At 49.1% G+C, this 19,724-nt stretch carries 14 protein-coding genes; 12 read left to right on the forward strand and 2 right to left on the reverse strand.

All coding sequences use genetic code 11. From position 1 onward, the window contains the following. Positions 1-177: 177 nt before the first annotated feature. The 12 genes from AC0MA3_RS04915 to AC0MA3_RS04970 all read left to right on the forward strand — a co-directional run bounded on the left by AC0MA3_RS04915 (position 178) and on the right by AC0MA3_RS04970 (position 18,040). Positions 178-2,409, forward strand: a complete 2,232-nt coding sequence (locus AC0MA3_RS04915; protein WP_474655367.1) for a glycoside hydrolase family 52 protein — start codon at positions 178-180, stop codon at positions 2,407-2,409. Then, positions 2,406-4,493 carry an alpha-glucuronidase family glycosyl hydrolase gene (locus tag AC0MA3_RS04920; RefSeq protein ID WP_474655368.1) on the forward strand — a complete coding sequence of 696 codons (2,088 nt, stop codon included), beginning with the start codon at positions 2,406-2,408 and terminating at the stop codon, positions 4,491-4,493. Before AC0MA3_RS04915 ends, AC0MA3_RS04920 begins: the two co-directional genes overlap by 4 nt. A 191-nt stretch (positions 4,494-4,684) precedes the next feature. Continuing rightward, positions 4,685-5,479 (forward strand): Nif3-like dinuclear metal center hexameric protein, encoded by a 795-nt coding sequence (locus tag AC0MA3_RS04925; protein WP_474655369.1) that lies wholly within the window; start codon positions 4,685-4,687, stop codon positions 5,477-5,479. 194 nt (positions 5,480-5,673) lie between these two features. Then, complete coding sequence (locus AC0MA3_RS04930) at positions 5,674-7,962, forward strand: AraC family transcriptional regulator (protein WP_474655370.1); 2,289 nt, start codon at positions 5,674-5,676, stop codon at positions 7,960-7,962. A 175-nt stretch (positions 7,963-8,137) separates the two neighbouring features. After that, complete coding sequence (locus AC0MA3_RS04935; RefSeq protein WP_474655371.1) at positions 8,138-9,736, forward strand: extracellular solute-binding protein; 1,599 nt, start codon at positions 8,138-8,140, stop codon at positions 9,734-9,736. Positions 9,737-9,819: 83 nt separating this feature from the next. Then, entirely contained in the window at positions 9,820-10,728 is a 909-nt protein-coding gene (locus AC0MA3_RS04940) for an ABC transporter permease (protein ID WP_379161518.1), read from the forward strand. Positions 10,729-10,740: 12 nt separating this feature from the next. Further along, positions 10,741-11,619, forward strand: a complete 879-nt coding sequence (locus AC0MA3_RS04945; RefSeq protein ID WP_379161520.1) for a carbohydrate ABC transporter permease — start codon at positions 10,741-10,743, stop codon at positions 11,617-11,619. Positions 11,620-11,662: 43 nt separating this feature from the next. Continuing rightward, entirely contained in the window at positions 11,663-15,157 is a 3,495-nt protein-coding gene (locus AC0MA3_RS04950; RefSeq protein WP_474655372.1) for a glycoside hydrolase family 2 TIM barrel-domain containing protein, read from the forward strand. Positions 15,158-15,581: 424 nt separating this feature from the next. Then, the gene (locus AC0MA3_RS04955; protein ID WP_474655373.1) at positions 15,582-16,052 is read left to right on the forward strand and encodes an antitoxin Xre/MbcA/ParS toxin-binding domain-containing protein; all 471 of its coding nucleotides are present in this window, start codon (positions 15,582-15,584) and stop codon (positions 16,050-16,052) included. A 278-nt stretch (positions 16,053-16,330) separates the two neighbouring features. Beyond that, complete coding sequence (locus AC0MA3_RS04960; RefSeq protein ID WP_474655374.1) at positions 16,331-16,672, forward strand: PadR family transcriptional regulator; 342 nt, start codon at positions 16,331-16,333, stop codon at positions 16,670-16,672. Then, positions 16,659-17,288, forward strand: a complete 630-nt coding sequence (locus AC0MA3_RS04965) for a DUF2812 domain-containing protein (protein WP_474655375.1) — start codon at positions 16,659-16,661, stop codon at positions 17,286-17,288. The genes AC0MA3_RS04960 and AC0MA3_RS04965 overlap by 14 nt, the downstream gene beginning before the upstream one ends. A 146-nt stretch (positions 17,289-17,434) precedes the next feature. Beyond that, a complete protein-coding gene (locus AC0MA3_RS04970) occupies positions 17,435-18,040 on the forward strand; it encodes a pentapeptide repeat-containing protein (RefSeq protein ID WP_474655376.1) in 606 nt (201 codons plus the stop codon). A 73-nt stretch (positions 18,041-18,113) separates the two neighbouring features. Here AC0MA3_RS04970 and AC0MA3_RS04975 read toward each other — a convergent pair whose 3' ends face one another. Together AC0MA3_RS04975 and AC0MA3_RS04980 are read right to left on the reverse strand one after the other, a co-directional pair. After that, complete coding sequence (locus tag AC0MA3_RS04975) at positions 18,114-18,905, reverse strand: ABC transporter permease subunit (RefSeq protein ID WP_474655377.1); 792 nt, start codon at positions 18,903-18,905, stop codon at positions 18,114-18,116. Positions 18,906-18,919: 14 nt separating this feature from the next. After that, the gene (locus tag AC0MA3_RS04980; protein WP_474655378.1) at positions 18,920-19,717 is read right to left on the reverse strand and encodes an ABC transporter permease; all 798 of its coding nucleotides are present in this window, start codon (positions 19,715-19,717) and stop codon (positions 18,920-18,922) included. Between the last annotated feature and the right edge of the window lie 7 nt (positions 19,718-19,724).

Below are 19,724 nucleotides of genomic sequence, written 5' to 3' on the forward strand. Positions count from 1 at the left end.
CTCTCCTTTCTTGACCATCTGTGTAACCTCAAATTTATTATCAGTATAGCAGGGCTTAGCTTGATTTGGGTAAATATTTGCTTGATTTGACAATGTTCCCGCCCGGGAGAGCCGTGTTAGGATGATCATAAACAATGCAAGTAATTTATTCAGCTTAAGTTACAGAGAGGAGTCTTTATGACAAAAACCAATTTGTTCTATAATGTTCAGCACTCTCCTATCGGTGCCTTCGCGAGCTTTACTTTGGGATTTAAGGGGAAGAATGGAGGACTTGGGCTGGAGCTGGGCAAACCGGCGGATGAGAATGTTTACGTTGGATTTCAGTCTGAAGATGGCGAAACCTATGAAGTGCTGCCCTTTTTCGAGCATGTGGAGGATGCGGGCGCGAGGTATGATATAGAAAAGGCGGACGAAACCGCCAAGGAACTGCAGGAGGTATTCCCTGCTTCGCCGGGTGGAAATGACAGAGATAAGCCAAGCGGCTGGTATCAGCCTTCCCGGGTAGTTATGAAAACGTTTGAGGATGAGAAAATAACCAGAACCCTGCATCCGGCAACGGATACCTGGAAGGCGGGAGATCTGACTTTTACCATTTATTCACCTGTCCGCTCCGTTCCTGATCCGGCCTCTGCTGATGAGGAGGAGCTGAAAGCCGCCATTCTGCCAGCCGTATTTGCTGAACTAACACTGGATAATACCCAAGGGACCTTTGCAAGAAAAGGATTCTTCGGTTACGAAGGCAGCGATCGCTACAGCTCCATGCGCAGGCTGAGTGATACCAGCGGAGGGGAGTTTGAAGGGATCGGACAAGGCCGGCTGACGGCTATTGCCTGTAAGGATACAGGGGTGCAGTCCGCTCTCGGCTTCACCATGGAGAAGATCCTTGAAGCGAAGCTTGAGCATAATCTTGCCTTTGGTCTCGGTGGAACAGGGGCTATTATGATGGAGGTTCCTGCAGGTGAGAAGCGGACGTACCGCTTCGCCATATGCTTTTACCGGGGCGGGCTGGTGACTTCAGGAATAGATGCCAGCTATGCGTATACCCGTTACTTTAAGAATATTGAATCCGTAGCAGGTTATGCGCTGGAGCATTTTGACGGGCTGATTCAGTCCTGTGAATCCGCCAATGCCTGGATCGATTCTGCCAGCCTGACAGAAGATCAGACCTTTATGCTCGCGCATGCCATTCACAGCTATTATGGCAGCACCCAGCTGCTTGAAGCGGAAGGGAAACCGATCTGGATCGTGAATGAAGGGGAATACCGGATGATGAACACGCTTGATCTGACAGCGGATCAGTTGTTTTTTGAATTGGTTATGAACCCTTGGACGGTGCGCAACGAGCTGGAACTATTCGTCCGGCGCTACAGTTATGTAGACAAGGTTGTGTTTCCTGGAGGAACCGAGGAATATCCAGGGGGGATCACCTTCACCCATGATGTTGGGGTAGCCAATGTATTTTCACGGCCGCAGTATTCTGCTTATGAGCTGGCAGGGCTGGATGACTGCTTCTCTTATATGAGTCATGAAGAGCTGATCAACTGGCTGTGCTCGGCACTGGTCTATATTGAGCAGACCCAGGACCGCGAATTCATCGACAGCATGCTGCCGACACTGCGCGCCTGCTTCGACAGCATGCTGAACCGTGATCATCCGGAGAGCCATCTACGCAATGGACTGATGGGTCTGGACAGCAACCGCACCCAGGGCGGTGCTGAAATTACTACCTATGACAGTCTGGATACCTCGCTGGGACAATCGCGCAATAATATTTACATGGCGGGGAAATGCTGGGCAGCCTATGTGGCACTGGAGAAATTTTTCGGACAAGAGGGATTGGCTGATCTCGCTGCCAATGCGGGACAGCAGGCAGACAAATGCGCTGCATCCATAGCCGCTAAGCTGAACAGTGATGGATATATTCCGGCTATCATCAATGAGGACAACGAATCGTGCATTATTCCGGCGATCGAAGGGCTGGTATTCCCGCTCTTCACAGGCTGTGAAGAAGCGCTTGACCGGAATGGCAGATTTGCCGGCTATCTGGATGCGCTGAACATTCACTTGAACAACGTACTGGTTCCAGGAGTATGTCTGTTCGAGGATAGCGGCTGGAAGCTATCATCCACCAGCAATAATTCCTGGCTCAGCAAAATCTACCTGTCCCAGTTCATCGCCCGAGAGATTCTGGATCTGCCTTGGGATGCGCGCGGACTTGCGGCAGATGCAGCACATGTGAGCTGGCTGCTCCATCCGGAGCTGTCCTACTGGTGCTGGAGTGATCAGATTCTCTCCGGCCTTATCGGCGGAAGCAAATATTATCCACGGGGGGTAACCGCTATTCTGTGGCTGCTAGAAGGTTCAGGCAACCGGTCGCTGACCGGGGTCAGGGAGGATACCTTTGCATGAACAATCCTCTGGATATCAGCAGCATGAACCCTGACGGTGGTTACCATGCCTGGCTCAGCTATCCGGCTCTGCCGTCCGGGCCCATGCAGGAACAATATGTGAAATGGTGCGGAGCGGTACAGGTTACTGAAGAGCACGGCACGGTCCAGGCTGCCCTTAAGGAATGGCAGAAAGGTATTGAATCCATGCTTGGCATGCAGGCAGTAAAAGTGGGAGAACCGGCTCCAAAGGGTCTATCTGTGGTATTCGGCACCTTTCAGGGCGGGAATCCGCTGATCGGCAGCGTGTTCGGGGAAGAAACGATCCGGACTGTAGGCCCGGAGGGTTTTGCGATCCGCACCAGCCAAGAACAAGGCTGTATTGCCGTTGGAGCCGCATCACCGGCAGGGGTGCTCTACGGAGTGTTCCACCTGCTGCGGCGGATCGGCAGCCTGAAGGAAATCGAGGGATTGGACGAAGTCGTTAACCCTGTGAATGGGCTGCGGATGATCAATCACTGGGATAATTTTGACGGAAGCGTTGAGCGGGGATATGCGGGAAGATCCTTTTTCTATGAAAATAACCGGTTTACAGACGATGCAGAGCGAATCCGTGATTATGCGCGGCTGATGTCTTCCACAGGAATTAATGCTATTGCCATCAATAATGTGAATGTTCATGAGCTGGAAACGCTGTTTATCTCCAAGCATCTGCCTGAGGTGGCCAGAATTGCCGATCAGTTCAGGTTATTCGGCATCAAGCTGTTCCTGAGCGTGAACTTTGCCGGTCCGATGCATGAAGGAGAAGTGGGAACCGCAGATCCGCTGGACCCCGGCGTACGTAAGTGGTGGCAGGACAAGGCGGCCGGTGTATATGCTGCGATTCCCGATTTTGGCGGATTTGTGGTGAAGGCCGATTCCGAGAACCGTCCGGGACCCTTCACCTATGGCCGGGACCATGCCGATGGCGCCAACATGCTGGCTGAAGCACTGGAACCGTTCGGCGGAATTGTAATCTGGCGCTGCTTCGTGTACAACTGCAAGCAGGATTGGCGTGACCGGAAGACTGACCGGGCCAGAGCGGCCTATGATCATTTCAAGCCGCTCGACGGCAAATTTAAGGATAACGTCATCCTGCAGATCAAGAACGGTCCGATGGATTTCCAGGTTAGAGAGCCGGTGTCTCCGCTGTTCGGAGCACTTGAGCGGACGAATCAGGTTATCGAATTCCAGATTGCCCAGGAATATACCGGACAGCAGCGCCATGTCTGCTATCTGGTACCGCAGTGGAAAGAGGTTCTGGAATTCAATACCTATGCCCAAGGAGAGAAATCCCCGGTGAAGCATATCGTGGATGGATCGATGTGGGGCAACCGTTACAGCGGAATTGCGGCGGTGTCCAATGTGGGCAATAACCGGAATTGGACCGGCCATTTGCTGGCCCAGGCGAATCTGTATGGATTCGGCCGCCTGACCTGGAATCCGGAGCTGACGGCAGAAGAAATCGCCAGTGAATGGATCTCCCTGACCTTCGGTACAGATCCTGCCGTTTCAAGTGTAGTCAGCCGGATATTGCTGGATTCGTGGGAGATCTATGAATCCTATACGGCACCGCTTGGCGTAGGCTGGATGATCAATCCCGAGCATCATTACGGGCCGAATGTGGACGGCTATGAATATTCGCAGTGGGGCACCTATCATTATGCCGACCACCAAGGGATCGGTGTAGACCGTACAGTAGAGACCGGAACCGGCTACAGCGCCCAATATATAGGTATAAATCGCGAACGTTATGATTCTCTCGAGCAATGTCCTGACGAATTGCTGCTGTTCTTCCATCATGTTCCGTATACCCATGTGCTGCATTCCGGCAAGACCGTGATTCAGCATATCTATGATACCCACTTCGAAGGGGCGGAACGTGCAGCAGAGCTGCTGGCTTCCTGGAGCAGCCTGAAGGGAAACCTCAGAGCGGATTTGTATGCGCAAGTGGAGCAGCGTCTCCAGGAACAGGCCAATCATGCCAAGGAATGGCGTGACCAGATCAATACGTATTTCTACCGCAAAAGCGGTATTGCGGATAACGGCAAACGCATTATCTACTAATAGGTTCAGCGGCCATGAGCGGATGATCTGCTGCAGAAAGTGCATTAGAATGCATTCAGGCCTTAACTAATTAATTCCGTCATCAGAATCTATTTCTATATTTGCATTAGCCTATGAATTCGCCTCGGCCTATTCATAGGCTAGCTTGCTTCCACTCATGACTTTCAAGTTCAAAGTATACAGGAGGGCATATGACACTCTCGTTCGGACGCATTATCGATCATTTAACCGAAGGAATCGCCAAGCTTGAACAGACGGTAGACAAGTTGGAATCTGGGGAACTGGAGACAGAGGTAAGAGGAATTGTGACTGCTTTTGCCGCTTCGCAATATGTTATTGAGCAGGCAATCGCGCTGGGAGCGAACTTGATCATCTCGCACGAAGGTGTATTTTACAGCCACAAGGAGCATGCAGCCGGGTTGGAACAGGACCCTGTTTATCAACAAAAGGCCGGGCTGATCGACCGTTCAAAGCTCGGGATATACCGTTTCCATGATTATCTTCACCGTTATGTACCGGATGGAATTACGAACGGGCTTCTACGGGAGCTTGGTTGGCAAGCCTATGTTACTGAGCACCGGCCGTCTGTTTCTATACTGACCATCCCGGCTATGAAGACTGAAGAAGTGGCGGAATATTTGAAAAAACAGCTGCAAATCCCCTATGTGCGCATTGCTGGCGATCTGTCCGCTTCATGCGTAAGAGTGGGCGTACTGGTCGGGTACCGGGGGGGCGGCTCCACGGCAATCCCTTTATATGAGCAAGATTCTCTGGACTTGATCATCGCCGGGGAAGGGCCGGAATGGGAGACACCGGAGTATATAAGAGACGCTGTCCAACAGGGACGGAGTAAGGCACTGATTATGCTGGGTCACGCAGAGAGTGAGGCACCCGGTATGAAATATCTGGCGGAGCAGCTGTCAGCAGCGTTTCCGGATGTGCCGGTACATTTCGTGCAAGATCAGCCGGTATTCCGGGTAGTGTAATAGATTGTCCCGAACCTCTTTGGAAGCAAAAGGGCGGGAGTGCTTGATTACTCCCTGTTCCACCTTGCGGATAAAGAGGTTTTTTACAAATGATCAATCCGGTTCATATTGTAGATTGCCCTCGAGGTAATATATATCTTATAGTTGTATTCTAGTAAAGGTAGATGCGAAGTCACCTTAAGGGAGTGCAGAATATGAAGCGGGAAAAGTTAATGTTCAGCAAAAGTGTTGCCTATAGATGGATTCTCTCCTATGCCGTGATTATGCTAATCCCGCTTATTGTGAGCGCTATCATTTATCTGCAGACCAAACAAATTGTCGAATACGAGATTATGCGGGCAAGTCATGCGATGCTGAAGCAAATGCAGAACACCATCGACAGTGAAATTAACCAGGCCGAGAAAATGGCCATGCAACTGTCCATCCATAATGATGTGAACAAATTCCTGAATCTGACCCTCCCGGATGAGGATACGCAGTCTTTTCAAATCTATAAAACCCGCCAGGAACTCAGCAAATATAAATCGACCAATGACTTTGTGAGCGGGATTTATCTATACTCAAGCGGCCTGGACAAAGTGCTGACGGATGAGACTTATACGGACAGCATTACTTTTTATGAGATCAATCGCCGGATGATCGGAATGCCTTATGCGGATTGGCTGTCTACACTCAAGGGAGAGGTTGCCGGGGAGAAGAACTTGCTTCCGCAAATTGAATTTAAACGCTGGGGTACGCAGGTGGTCTTAATGAAGCCATTCTCTAATGCCGGAAGGGCTAATGTCCTCAAAGGTACGCTCGTCCTTCCGCTGAACGGCAGTGCGATTCAGAATATGCTTAAAAACGTGGATTGGGTCAACAATGGGGACGTATATATCATCGATAAAAATCATCAGATTCTGTTCCAGAATAACAGTCTGGCAAATCTTCAGAGTGTCTCTTTCGCCGAAGAAGCCAATAAGAGTGCAGGGACTTCTTTTATGGATATCGCTGGTACGGAGAATATGGTATCTGTCATCGATTCGGACACAACAGACTGGAAGTATATAAGCGTATTTCCATCAAGTATATTTTGGGAAAAAGCGCAGGAGATCCGCAACCTGAATCTGTTCGGATTGCTGCTTTGTTTTTTTGTGGGGGGCGGCGTCATTTCTTATTTTGCACGCAAGAACTACAATCCTGTCCGTGAATTGGTGAATTTGTTCGAAGGAACCAAGGATGATCAATCCCAGCGGGTACTGGATGAGTTCGCCTTTATTAGAGAGAGCGCACTCGCTACGATCCGGGAAAGAGATGATATTAACAGCAGGCAATTCAGACAGCTGCGTGTACTGCAAGCCTACTATTTATCACGCCTGCTCAAAGGGCAGATTGAAGATGGATTAACCGTGGAAGAAGCGGCTAGGCTGCATCATTTTGAATGGGCATCGGAGGAATTCGCTGTACTGCTGTTCTACATTCAGGGCTGGGGGGAAGGCAGACCATCGCTCAGCCTTGCCAATTTTATCGTATCTAATATTATCAAGGACTTCACCGGTGAGCATCATGGCTTAAGCTTTACGGAAATGGATGGTATGCTGGCCGCTGTGATGAATATCAGTGCCGAGCGTAGAACCTGCTGGAAAGAGGATATTGAGGAGGCACTCGCTCAGACGCTAGAGTTCATTGAACGTAAATACCATCTGCAAATTGTAATGGCCGGAAGTGAGCTGCACACCGGACTGAATAGTCTGCACCAGGGGTATCTTCAAGCGCTGGAGGCTCAGGAGTACCGGCTGGTGCTGGAAGAGAATGTGTCGGTATGGTATGGCGATATTGAACCACAGCAGACGGACTACTACCTCTCCCTCAATGATGAGGTGGTCTTCATCAATCTGATTAAAAGCGGCGAGCTGGAAAAAGCTTCAGGGCTGGTGGATGAGGTTCTGGACCAGTTTTTCGGTTCCCAGGTTTCTGTAGAGCTGGTGAGGTATGCCATGATCGATTTGAGCAGCTCGATTATGAAGGCTGTCCCGCAAGAGACTCAGCGCTCCAAGCTGTGGGAGGAATGGCGGCCTTTGAAACGTCTGCTGGTCTGCACCACACGCGGGGAATTCCGGCAGGAGCTGATGGAACTGACAGCCATGGCCTGCGGCATGGCGAATGAGAAGTTGACGCTTATGTCCAATGCCGGAATAGGGGAAGAGGTCGCGGCGTACGTTAAGGACAATTATGCGGATATTAATCTTAGTGTATCCATGATTGGTGCCCATTTCGGCATTACTCCGCAATATGTATCCAAGTTATTCAAGGAACAGACGGGACAGGGGCTGCATGACTACATCAGCCAGATCCGCACGGCGGAGGCGAAAATGCTGCTGCAGGAGGGAGTGACCATAGAGGAGATTTCCATGCGTGTCGGCTTTTCCAGCAGCAGTGCGTTCATTCGGGTGTTCAAAAAATATGAAGGCATCACCCCGGGCCGTTTTAAGAATCTGCAATAAGTGAATTGGATCTTCCAGTTACCGGAAAAGAGGATAGGAGCTCAAATAGCCGATCCTCTTTTTTGCGTTTTGATCAATGGATTTTGCATATTGAACATTGTTTGTGTACAAGAATCAGCTTACATTGTAAGGGCATCAAGTCATCAAATAACACTAATTGGAGGTCGTCATCTTGATGAAATCATTCACAAAGAAAAAAGTCCACAAATCGCTTCTCCTTCTGTTTGGGTTCACACTGCTTGCAGCAGGCTGCAGCAATTCTAGCAATAATACTGATGAAAAAAACGCTTCTGTTAGGAATGCCAATGAAACCTCTGCTGCCAAATTCTCTTATCCAATGCCGGGAGGCACCGAATTAACCTTTATGAACGAACAATTGGGAGGTACGCCCGAACGATTGCCTATTGATGACGAATACGAAAAGCGCACAGGGATTAAAATCAAGCAGCTGGGCGGAACGCCAATGACGGATCAGAAATTCAGTCTGCTGCTGGCTTCCGGTGAACTGCCGGATATCTTCCTGAATACCTGGCTGCAGTATCCGGGCGGCCCGGACAAAGCGGTGGAACAAGGTTACATCCTGAAGCTGAATGATCTGATCGGCCAATATGCCCCCAACTTGAAGAAGGCACTCGCGGAGCATCCTGAGATTGACAAAATGATCAAAACCGATGATGGAACCTATTATGCCTTCCCATTCATCCGCTCCGAAGCTGGACGGGTCTATGGCGGGCCGATTATCCGCAAGGATTGGCTGGATGAGCTGAAGCTGGGTGTCCCGGAAACGATTGATGAATGGCACACGGTGCTGACCGCTTTTAAAGAAAAGAAAAATGCCGCTGCACCTGTAACGTTCCGCACGATGTTCCTGGGTGAGCGGACCGGCGGATTTGCGGGCGCCTTCGGTGTGATGGGGAACTTCTATGTAAATGACGGAAAGGTAGTCTACGGTTACCTGGAGCCCGGATATAAGGATTATCTGAAGACGATGGCCCAGTGGTACAAAGAAGGACTGATTGATAAGGATTTTGCTTCGATTGATTCGGCAACGGTAGACAAGAAGATGACCTCCAATGTGAGCGGTGCAACAATCGGCTGGCAGTTCTATATTGAAAAGTACAACGCAGCCGCGCAGGAGACGGAACCGGATGCCAACTTTGTGGCGGCACCTTATCCTGCAGCAGCCAAAGGCGGGCTCCCGGAGTTCGGACAGCTGGATAATGCTTACGCCGGTACCAGCTCAGCAGCGATTTCAGCCACAACGAAGAATGTTGAAGCAGCCATGCGCTGGCTGGATTATGCCTACACCCAAGAGGGCAGCATGCTGAATACGTATGGTGTTGAAGGCACTACGTATACTTTGGAGAACGGAAAACCTGTATACACCGATTTGGTAGTCAAAAATCCGGAAGGTCTCGGCAGTGACCAGGTAATGATGAAATACTCGCACGGAACCAATTTTCCAATGATTCAGCAAGATAACAATCTTCCGGCCAAATATAATCAAACCAAGGAGTCAATCGGCATCTGGAAAAAGACCAACCATGAAAGCCATCTGCTGCCTCCAATTACGCCAACCGCCGAAGAAGCCGACGAAATGAGCAGTATTATGAATGACATTAACGCCCTTGTGAAGGAAGCGGAGCTCAAAATTATTCTGGGTACTGAATCCGTTGATAACTACGATAAATATGTTCAGCAAATGAAGGACATGGGAATTGAAAGAGCGCTGGAAATTCAACAGGCAGCCTATGAGCGGTACATGAAACGCTAAAACCCCATTTCCGCAAGGGCCGCTGCACAAAGAGTATATCAGGCGGCCCTTGATATTTGCATTGCAGTAAAGGAGAGAAAGATATGCTGAAAACCAGACTAGGCAAAGATTTGCTCCGCAATAAATGGCTGTATCTGATGATTCTTCCTGTACTTATCTATTATGTGTTGTTTCATTATGTACCTTTATATGGCACGATCATTGCGTTCAAGCAATTTGTTCCGTCCAAAGGCATTCTGGGCAGTGATTGGGTGGGATTGAAGCATTTCGAGGAGTTTTTCTCCAGCATTTACTTTTTTCGTGTCATCAAGAATACGGTTTTGCTAAGTTTTTTCAACCTGCTGTTCGGATTTCCCGCACCGATCCTTCTGGCTTTGCTGCTGAATGAACTGAAGAGTCCGCTTTTTCGGCGGATTACCCAGACGATTACCTATATGCCGCATTTTATCACGCTGGTGGTTGTGGCAGGAATCATCCGCTATTTTACCTTATCGGATGGTTTGATTAACGATGTCATTGCCTTCTTTGGCGGCGCCCGGATCTCCTTTCTGCAGCAGCCGGAATCCTTCCGCCCCATTTATATAATCAGTGAAATCTGGCAGCAGATCGGCTGGGGGACCATCATCTATCTGGCAGCCATTACCGGAATTGATCAGCAGCAATATGAAGCTGCCAAGATTGACGGCGCCACGAAGCTGCAGCAGATCCGTCACGTGACACTGCCGGGGATTCTTCCGACGATTATGATCATGCTGATTCTGGCACTTGGAAATATTATGAATGTCGGCTTCGAGAAAATCATTCTCTTGTATAGTGCCAGCATCTATGAGACAGCCGATGTGATCTCAACTTATGTGTACCGGAAAGGGATATTGGAATTCAGCTACAGCTACAGTGCGGCAGTGGGGCTCTTCAACTCGGTCATCAACTTCACTATATTGCTGCTCGCCAACTCATTCAGTAAACGCGCCAGTAAAAACAGTCTTTGGTAAGGAGGGACAACCATGATTAAAACGTCACCCGGTGAACGTATTTTTGATATATGTAATACCATTATTATGGTGCTGATGATTATTCTCACGTTGTATCCCATGCTGTATATCCTGTTCTCCTCTCTTAGCGAGGGCAACCGTCTGATCTCGTTCAATGGCATTCTGCTTTGGCCGCAGGGATTTTCTCTGGAGGGCTACAAGGCTGTGCTTAACAATCCAGTGATTCTCACAGGCTTTAAGAATACCTTGTTTATTCTGGTGGTTGGGCTTGTTATTAATATGACGCTAACCTCGCTTGGGGCCTATTTTCTGTCCAGAGAAGGGGTTCTGCTGCAAAAGCCGATTATGTTCTTCATCGTATTCACGATGTTCTTTCAAGGAGGACTGGTTCCGTTCTACCTGATTGTGAAGTCCTACGGGTTACTGGACTCTTTATGGGCACTGATTCTGCCTACTGCAGTCAGTACCTTCAATCTGATTATTATGAGGACCTACTTCATGGCTATTCCCAAGGAGCTGGAGGAGTCGGCTTTCTTGGACGGTGCAGGGCATTTTACTATTTTATTCCGCATCTTCATCCCGCTCTCCATGCCGGTTGTCGCCGTGCTGATTCTCTATTATGGTGTAGGCCACTGGAACAGCTGGTTCAATGCAATGATCTTTTTGCGGGATCAGGACCTTTTTCCGATCCAGCTTGTGGTCCGCAACATTATTCTTGAAAATGACAATGCCAGCATGCTGGGAACCACTACGCTCATCCAGAGCCGCGATGTAGCCGAAACTCTGAAGTATGCGGCTATTATCGTGACGACGGCACCCATTCTGCTGCTGTATCCATTTTTGCAGAAATATTTTGTGAAGGGTGTTATGGTAGGAGCATTGAAGGGCTGATTGCTGTCACTTCCACAAACCATACACGGGAGGAACTTTGTCCATGAGTATCAAAAGAAGGCTGAACGGAGGCTGGCAGTTTATCAGACAGCCGCTTGGTTCAGAGCTGGCTTACGTGATTGCGGCCGAAGACTGGATGCCGGTAACCCTGCCTCACGATTGGCTGATCTACAATACGGATGCGCTTTATGAAAACGGGGAGGGCTGGTACCGAACTACCCTCAGCTTGGCCGAAGTGCCTGCTCATCAGCTGTGGTCCCTGCGTTTTGAAGGCGTATACATGAATTCTACTTTGTACGTCAACGGACATGCGGCTGGTGAATGGAAGTATGGATATTCCACCTTCGAATTCGATATTACGCCCTACCTGACTCAGGGAGACAATACGATTGTAATGCGTGTTGTTCATGAATCTCCGAATTCCCGCTGGTACTCGGGTGCCGGAATTTACCGCTCTGTGTGGCTTAAAATAACCCCAAAGACGCATATTGCGCCGGATGGCATTTATATTGCGGCCCGGCAGGCGGATAGCGGGTCCTGGACTGTGGATGTGGATTGTGAGCTGCAAGTAGAGGAAGGCCGGGATACGTCGGGACTAAAGCTCCTTCATATGGTTCTGGATGCAGGTGGAACAGTGATCGGACAGGTGGAATCTGCCGTTCCTGCCTTGGAAAGAGATCAGACGATACATGTCCACAGCCGGTTGACTATCGAACAGCCCTTGCTCTGGGATATTGGAAGTCCCCACCTCTATACCCTCCGAACAGAGCTATGGGATCAGGATGTGATTACGGAAGAGGAAGAACAGGCCTTTGGATTCCGTAAGGTAGAACTAGACAGCCAAAAGGGATTTTTCCTGAACGGACGTTACGTCAAAATGTACGGCGTGTGCCAGCATCATGATCTAGGCTGCCTGGGGGCAGCCGTGAATAAGGCAGCCCTGAGACGGCAGTTCGTGCTGCTGCAGGAGATGGGGGTGAACGCCATCCGGACGGCACATAACATGCCTGCCGTAGAATTGATGGAACTGGCAGACGAGATGGGGGTGTTAATTGTCTCGGAGGCTTTTGATATGTGGGAGCGAAGCAAGACTGCTTATGACTATGCCCGTTTCTTCCCCGACTGGTGGAAGAAGGACGTAGCCAGTTGGGTACGGCGGGACCGCAACCACCCGAGCCTGATCATGTGGAGCATCGGGAATGAAATCTACGATACTCACGCAGATACCCGCGGCCAGGAGCTGACGCGTATGCTGCAGGATGAAGTGCTGGCCCATGATCCCCGGGCCAATGCCTTCGTTACGATTGGCTCGAATTACATGCCATGGGACAACGCTCAGAAATGCGCCGATATCGTCAAGGTGGCGGGTTACAACTATGGCGAGAAGTATTATGACCGGCACCATGAAGAGCACCCGGACTGGTTCATCTACGGAAGTGAGACCTGCTCTACAGTGCAAAGCCGGGGCGTCTATCATTTCCCGCTGGCTCAGCCGGTATTGGCAGATGACGATCTACAGTGCTCCTCCTTGGGTAACAGCTCCACCAGCTGGGGAGCCAAAAGCACAGAGGCATGTATCACTTCAGACCGGGATGCGGCGTATTCCCTGGGACAATTTCTATGGACCGGCTTCGACTATATAGGCGAGCCGACACCCTACTTCACCAAGAATTCTTACTTTGGCCAATTGGACACGGCTGGATTTCCGAAGGACTCTTACTACATTTATCAGGCGGAATGGACCGATTACAGAACGCATCCGATGATTCATATCTTCCCCTACTGGGACTTCTCGGAGGGACAGCTTATTGATGTGCGGGTATGCTCCAATGCCCCGCGGATCGAATTGTTCTTCAATGAGGTATCACAGGGCATCTATGACATTGACCATGTCCACGGCCATAAGCTGCTTGGAGAATGGCAACTGCCCTATACGGAGGGTGTGCTCTGTGCTGTTGGCTATGATGAACATGGAAATGTGATTGCTTCGGAGCAAATTTCATCCTTCGGAAATAGCGCCTCTTTGGTGCTTACCCCCGATAAGCATGTGTTGACGGCAGACGGCCAGGATCTGATCTTCGTAACCATCACGGCGAAGGATTCGCAAGGTCTCCAGGTGGAGAATGCCAACAACCGGGTTCACCTGAGCATAGAAGGGCCTGGACGGGTGATCGGACTGGATAATGGCGACAGCACCGATTATGATCCCTACAAAGGCATGAGCCGCAGGCTGTTCAGCGGCAAGCTGCTCGCTGTTATTGCCGGCACGCTGGAGCCTGGTACAATCACCCTGCGGGCGTCTTCTCCGGCCATTGCTTCCGCCGAGCTTGTACTAGAGTCCAGCGCTCCGGCAACAGGTATATCGGATGACGGTGAGCTGTTCCTGTATGCCGACTGCCCTCTAGAGGGCATGGGGGATTCAGCAGATGCACAGCGCAGGAAGGCTGCGGACATTCCTGTACGCAAGCTGGAGATTTTCTGCCCCGAAGGCAATATTCTGACGCCGGAGCATCCTTCGCTCCCGGTGTATGTGAAGCTCCATCCGGAGAATGCCACCTTCCGGGATGTGGAGTGGCGGATCACAAATGCTGCGGGGATCGATGCGAACATCGCTTCGATGGAGGTGAAGGGACAGGAAGCTGTTATTACCGGTCTGGGGGATGGAGAAGTCTATATCCGTTGCGGGACAACGAACGGTGCCGACGGTATCCGTCAGTACTCCTCCATGAAATTCAAGCTCGAAGGGCTCGGGCAGGCTTGCCTGGACCCTTATGAATTTGTCTCCTCCGGTTATCACAGCAGCGCCAGTACGAATCTGACCAACGGGAATGAACGCGGAGTAGCAACCGCCCGGGAAGGGGAGAGCCGGATCTGTTTCGAACGGATTGATTTCAGAGAGTATGGAGCCGATGAAATCATCCTGCCGATCTTCTCCCTGGACGATGAGGAGTACCCGATTGACATATGGGAGGGCATCCCCGGTGAGTCGGGTGCCGAGCTGCTGTCTACAGTGATCTACCAGAAGCCTTCCCGGTGGAACGTATACCAGGAGGAGACCTACAAGCTGCCGAAACGTCTGACCGGCATCACATCACTCACTTTCGTCCTGCGGCAGAAGATCCATCTGAAAGGCTTCCAGTTTATCCAGAAGCGCAAAGCATACGAACAACTTAGCGCACTTGACAACAGCCGGATTTACGGCGATACCTTCACCGTGACAGAGACTGCCGTTGAAGGCATCGGCAACAATGTCTCCCTAACCTATGAGGGGATGGACTTTGGCGTACAGGGAAGCTCCCGGATCATCATTTGCGGGCGTTCTCCTCTAGAGAACAGTACGCTGCACTTGCTGTTCAGCGGAGCCGGCGGCGATTCCAAGCAGCTTGTGGAATTTGCGGGCAGCGGCAGCTATACAGAGCGCCAATTTGATCTGGAACCGGTCAGCGGGCAACGGACCTTCACCTTCTTATTCCTGCCAGGCAGCCAGTTCGACCTGAAATGGTTTCGATTTCTGCCGTCTGCAGAAGTAGAGGGTTGATCCGGCTGTTTGATCGATTAAAGACTGAATGATTGCAGGACTGGGCAGCAATCTCCCTAAAGAGAGGGCTGCCTTTTTTGTGTTGATCAGGGATTAGGCAATCGCAATAGGGTATTTGCCGGAAGTTATTTAAGGAAAAGAAAGCCTCCAAGGATTATTACTACCTGTATAATGATCATGGTGATGTGGTGTAGATGGTCGATACCAGTGGAGCGGTAGTCAACAACTATACTTATTATGAGTGGGGTAACATCTCCAACAGGTAGAGAAAACCTGGTTCAAGTACACCGAAGATATATGATGCCGAAACCGGATTGTATTATCTCCGTGCACGTTATGATCCAAGTATGGGGTTGTTTTTAAATGAGGATACGGTTGAAGGGTACACAACCTATTAGATTTATCCAATCCGAAGGTTAGAGAAGTGCTAGGCGTAACGCTGGATGGCATTATAATTAATGAATATACAATTACTCAACAACTTGGAAAGAGTGCTAAAAGTATGAACTTTACCGGTAAAATTCCACCTTCAGCAAGGGCTGATGGTGGGTTGAATGTAATTCTATTTGACGCAACATCAATAAAACAACTAGAAATAATTGGAGGGCTAATAGTGGAACTAGACGTTTTTCTGAAAGCTTATAAAGAAGAGGATTGGAAAGATTACTTGGAGTTTTGTAGGGGGGCGAACTTCGATTATAAAACTCAATTGGGTGAAATTACCTTGCCAGAGGATATTGCAGTAGTACTATGTTATAGATTTGGTGAAAACGAAGCTACAAAATGGCTTCATAAACAGGTTACAGCATTAGGAAATATTCAGCCTAAAGAGTTATTAAGTAACGAACAAGGCGAGAATATTTTAAGGGAAGTTCTAATGCGACTACCACATTAATACTACTACCACATGCAATATTAACTATTTAAAAATATGTAAAGAGTTAATTGAAGTGATTGTACCAAATCAATATGAAATCGGTATTTTTACTCTAACGTAATTTTCTAACTACATGGGAGCGCCCCATGTGGTTTTTTTCTGCTTCATAGCACATATCGCCCTATTGGAAATATACAGTTGCAATATACAGTTTGAATGTATATAGTAAGACTATACAGTTAGACTATATAATAAATTTGCCAAGAGTACAGCATGAACTCTAAAGGAGAAGAGAGATGGGGAGAGACAAATATCTGCCGCTTACGGAAACGGTCTATTATATCCTGCTCGCCCTGCATGAGCCTGCGCACGGATATTTGATCCTGCAAAAGGTTGAAGAGCTTAGTGGAGGACAGGTAAGAATGGCTGCGGGCACACTATATGGTGCGATTGAGAACCTGATTAAGCTTAAGTTCATTGAACCTGTAGGCACTGTAGATAACCGGCGCAAGGTCTATGTGATAACAGAAATGGGTCGGTCGGTAATGCGCCAGGACTTTGAACGGATGAATCACATGATGGAGACCACGCGAAGAATCTGGGCCTCTGACGGGAGGGAACGTAATGCGGAAATTTAAGTGGTTTACGAATATAGACCATGAAGAGAAATGGCTGAATGATATGGCCGGTAAGGGCTGGCAATTTGTCGGAAAATCCTTGTTCAGCTACGAATTTCACGAAGCCGAACCGGAGGTTGGCCGAATAAAGATTGATTACCGTGCCTTTGTCAAGAAAGACGATTTCGAGGATTATCGTGCTCTCTTCGAGGATAGCGGCTGGAAGCACATCCAGGGTTCGAAAAGTTCAGGATATCAGTATTTTAAGATGGTGAATGATCAGGGGAGTGGGGATATTTTTTCGGATGCCGATTCCAAAGCCGGGCGGTATAAACGTTTGTCAGAGGTGTGGCTCTCGATTTCCTTGTCTTTTTTTCCTATTGCTGTAGCGCTGATATCTACAGGTACTCTCAAGCCGGCGGCTCTGCTGAATCCCGAAGCCCTCTATTTGACCCCTGGATTATGGGAGAAGACTGGAGGTACATTTTGGCGGGCCTTTCTATTCGAGACGCCGTTTGCACTTCTTCGGGGATTGAGCGCATGGCTCCTGCCCCTGGTGATTATTCTGTATCTAATTTTCGCCTTCAAGGCGAACCGGCAATATAAGCGATCACAGGGGGGGAGCCTGTCCGATTAACGAGTGGTGTTATGCTGCATTCCCGCTAATAATATATTTCATTGAAATTACAGCTTATGGAAAAAATACTTGACACAGATATGATAAAATTAGTGAAATAGCGTTTTTTTGCTCATAGCATAGCTAACTGTTATCGGAGGAAAGACATGTACCAGTACAACGACCGGGAATTTGTGGATGTGCGTTTTGACGGGCATGATCTGCGTTATGGCGAGCTGATCCGCTGCACGTTTACCAACTGCACATTCATGAACACCTCTTTGGAAGAAATCGATACGACCCATTGCCGTTTTATCGAATGCGATTTTAAAGGCGCAGCCCTGAATGCTTCGATCCACACCGAATCTGCGTTTGAAAATTGTAAATTCAGCGGTGCGAATCTCTTTGTAAGCAAGTTCATCTCCTGCAAAATGACAGGTTCCGACTTCGCAGGCGCTCAGATGGATGGCATTACGCTAAGCGGAGGGGACTGGTCTTACGTGAATCTGCGGTATGCCAAGCTTGGCAAGCAGGATTTGCGGGGCATCCGTTTTTTTGAAGCGGATCTGTCGGAGTGTGATTTGGCGAAGGCTGACCTCAGAGACTGTGATCTGACAAGGGCCATGCTGGGCAGAGTTAATCTGACCGGGGCCGATCTGCGGGGAGCCAAGCTGGAGGGCGTGGATATGAAAGCGCTGATGGTGAAAGGAGTGCGGATGGACAGGGAGCAAGCTGTTGTGTTCCTGCGCTCCTATGGTGCGAAGGTGGATTGAGTTCAGGAGAAGAGCGGAGGCCAAGGCGGTCTCCGCTTTTTCATGTGCCATGAAATGGATCATGCCCGAAGGGCTACAGATCCCGTTTATTGAAAAAGGTATAAGTCACTGTGACAAGCACCACAATGAGCGCTGCCGACAGAAGAACAAAGACGGTATCCAACCCTCCGCCGTACATCACATTTTTGGCTTCAAAATATTTAAACGGTGTGATGTATTTCAGGCTTGCAAGCCTGTCATTCAAGTCGATCGCAATCGATAATACAAAGGTGAGCAAAAGAATTCCTGTGGCAAGTGATGCGGCGGTCTTGGATTTCTTGAGCACTGTTGCTGTTGCCGTCCCGATGAACAAGAACAGGAGCTGCAGGATGAACATGGCAAGCATGGTGATAGCTATATCCCCTGCAACGGACTCACCCTTGCTGTACTTCCCTACCATAAGGACAGAAGCTATACATGTAATCAGATTAAATAGGATGATATTGACCAAGGCCGCCAGCAATTTCGAGGTGATGATCTGATTCCGGGTAACCGGCTTTACAAATAAAAATTCTGAGGTCTTATCCCGTTCTTCCTTAGTGATGATATTCGCTCCGAGCATGACGGCATGAATCGTAGCCATCAGTAACAAATAGACGAATAAGATCCCGTAATACCCGCTGGCTGTATTCAGATCCAGGTTACCAATCCCTAATATCGCCTGCAGGGATTTGGGCATATCGGACATCATTTGACTCATGGACTGGCCTGAGGCGGATAACCCCGCATATTTGCCCATGCCAGAGGCTACCATCAGGAACACACCAATGCTCCAGAATAGTAAGGATTTTCGATACGCTCTTAATTCCCTCCAAAATACATTCACGAATGTTCCCCCCTCTAAACCGCATGAATATCTTTATGGGCATATATGAAATAGCTGGCTGAGACAGCAATCCCAATAATCACTGCCCCGGTGATCACATATGAGATCTCATATCCTGCATGCCTCATGATCTCGGCCGGATCGAAATATTTAAAGGGGGAAAGGTAGCGCAGCTTTGCATCTCCGGTTGTGGCTCCGATCATTCCAATAAAATAAAACGAAAACACAGTGGCCAGTGAAACCGTCAGCACGGATTTGATCTTTCGTACCATGACCGACATCACGATTCCAATAGCAAGAAAGATTAGCTGAATCCATAAGATGCTTAGGCTGAGCAGGAGAAACATCTTCAGGCTATAATCTTCAGTCTTCACCTGCGAAGCCATCCCATAGGCCGCCACTCCATAAATAACATTGGTAATGACCAAGGATACGAATGCGGCTATTAGCTTCGCGGTGATAACGGTTGTACGTGTAACCGGCTTTGTTAACAGGAAATCTGCTGTTTTCTCCCGGACTTCCTTGGAGACGATTGAAGTGCCCAGATTCATAGCCTGAATCGCCCCGATCAGAATGATGAATGTCAAAGCGTACGTATAGAAACCCATAATCGTAAACAGATTCTCTAAATCGAGTCCGAGTGCTTTTCTTAACGCTTCCGGATAGCCTTCCAGCAGCTTTGTGAATTCTTCGGCATCTTTATGGAAAGAAGGGAATAAGGACATGAACAGCATCATGATTGCGATCAAAGAAAGTAACCAGATGATTGTAGATTTCCGGTAAGCCTTCAGTTCATGCAGGAAAATATTCATCAGGACG

It is taken from the genome of Paenibacillus sp. LS-5 (assembly GCF_056121505.1).

Bases quoted from the DNA above. Each gene is read 5' to 3' on its own strand.
- AC0MA3_RS04915 (WP_474655367.1), top strand. From the start codon at position 178: ATGACAAAAACCAATTTGTTCTATAATGTTCAGCACTCTCCTATCGGT.
- AC0MA3_RS04920 (WP_474655368.1), top strand. From the start codon at position 2,406: ATGAACAATCCTCTGGATATCAGCAGCATGAACCCTGACGGTGGTTAC.
- AC0MA3_RS04925 (WP_474655369.1), top strand. From the start codon at position 4,685: ATGACACTCTCGTTCGGACGCATTATCGATCATTTAACCGAAGGAATC.
- AC0MA3_RS04930 (WP_474655370.1), top strand. From the start codon at position 5,674: ATGAAGCGGGAAAAGTTAATGTTCAGCAAAAGTGTTGCCTATAGATGG.
- AC0MA3_RS04935 (WP_474655371.1), top strand. From the start codon at position 8,138: ATGAAATCATTCACAAAGAAAAAAGTCCACAAATCGCTTCTCCTTCTG.
- AC0MA3_RS04940 (WP_379161518.1), top strand. From the start codon at position 9,820: ATGCTGAAAACCAGACTAGGCAAAGATTTGCTCCGCAATAAATGGCTG.
- AC0MA3_RS04945 (WP_379161520.1), top strand. From the start codon at position 10,741: ATGATTAAAACGTCACCCGGTGAACGTATTTTTGATATATGTAATACC.
- AC0MA3_RS04950 (WP_474655372.1), top strand. From the start codon at position 11,663: ATGAGTATCAAAAGAAGGCTGAACGGAGGCTGGCAGTTTATCAGACAG.
- AC0MA3_RS04960 (WP_474655374.1), top strand. From the start codon at position 16,331: ATGGGGAGAGACAAATATCTGCCGCTTACGGAAACGGTCTATTATATC.
- AC0MA3_RS04965 (WP_474655375.1), top strand. From the start codon at position 16,659: ATGCGGAAATTTAAGTGGTTTACGAATATAGACCATGAAGAGAAATGG.
- AC0MA3_RS04970 (WP_474655376.1), top strand. From the start codon at position 17,435: ATGTACCAGTACAACGACCGGGAATTTGTGGATGTGCGTTTTGACGGG.
- AC0MA3_RS04980 (WP_474655378.1), bottom strand. From the start codon at position 19,717: ATGAATATTTTCCTGCATGAACTGAAGGCTTACCGGAAATCTACAATC.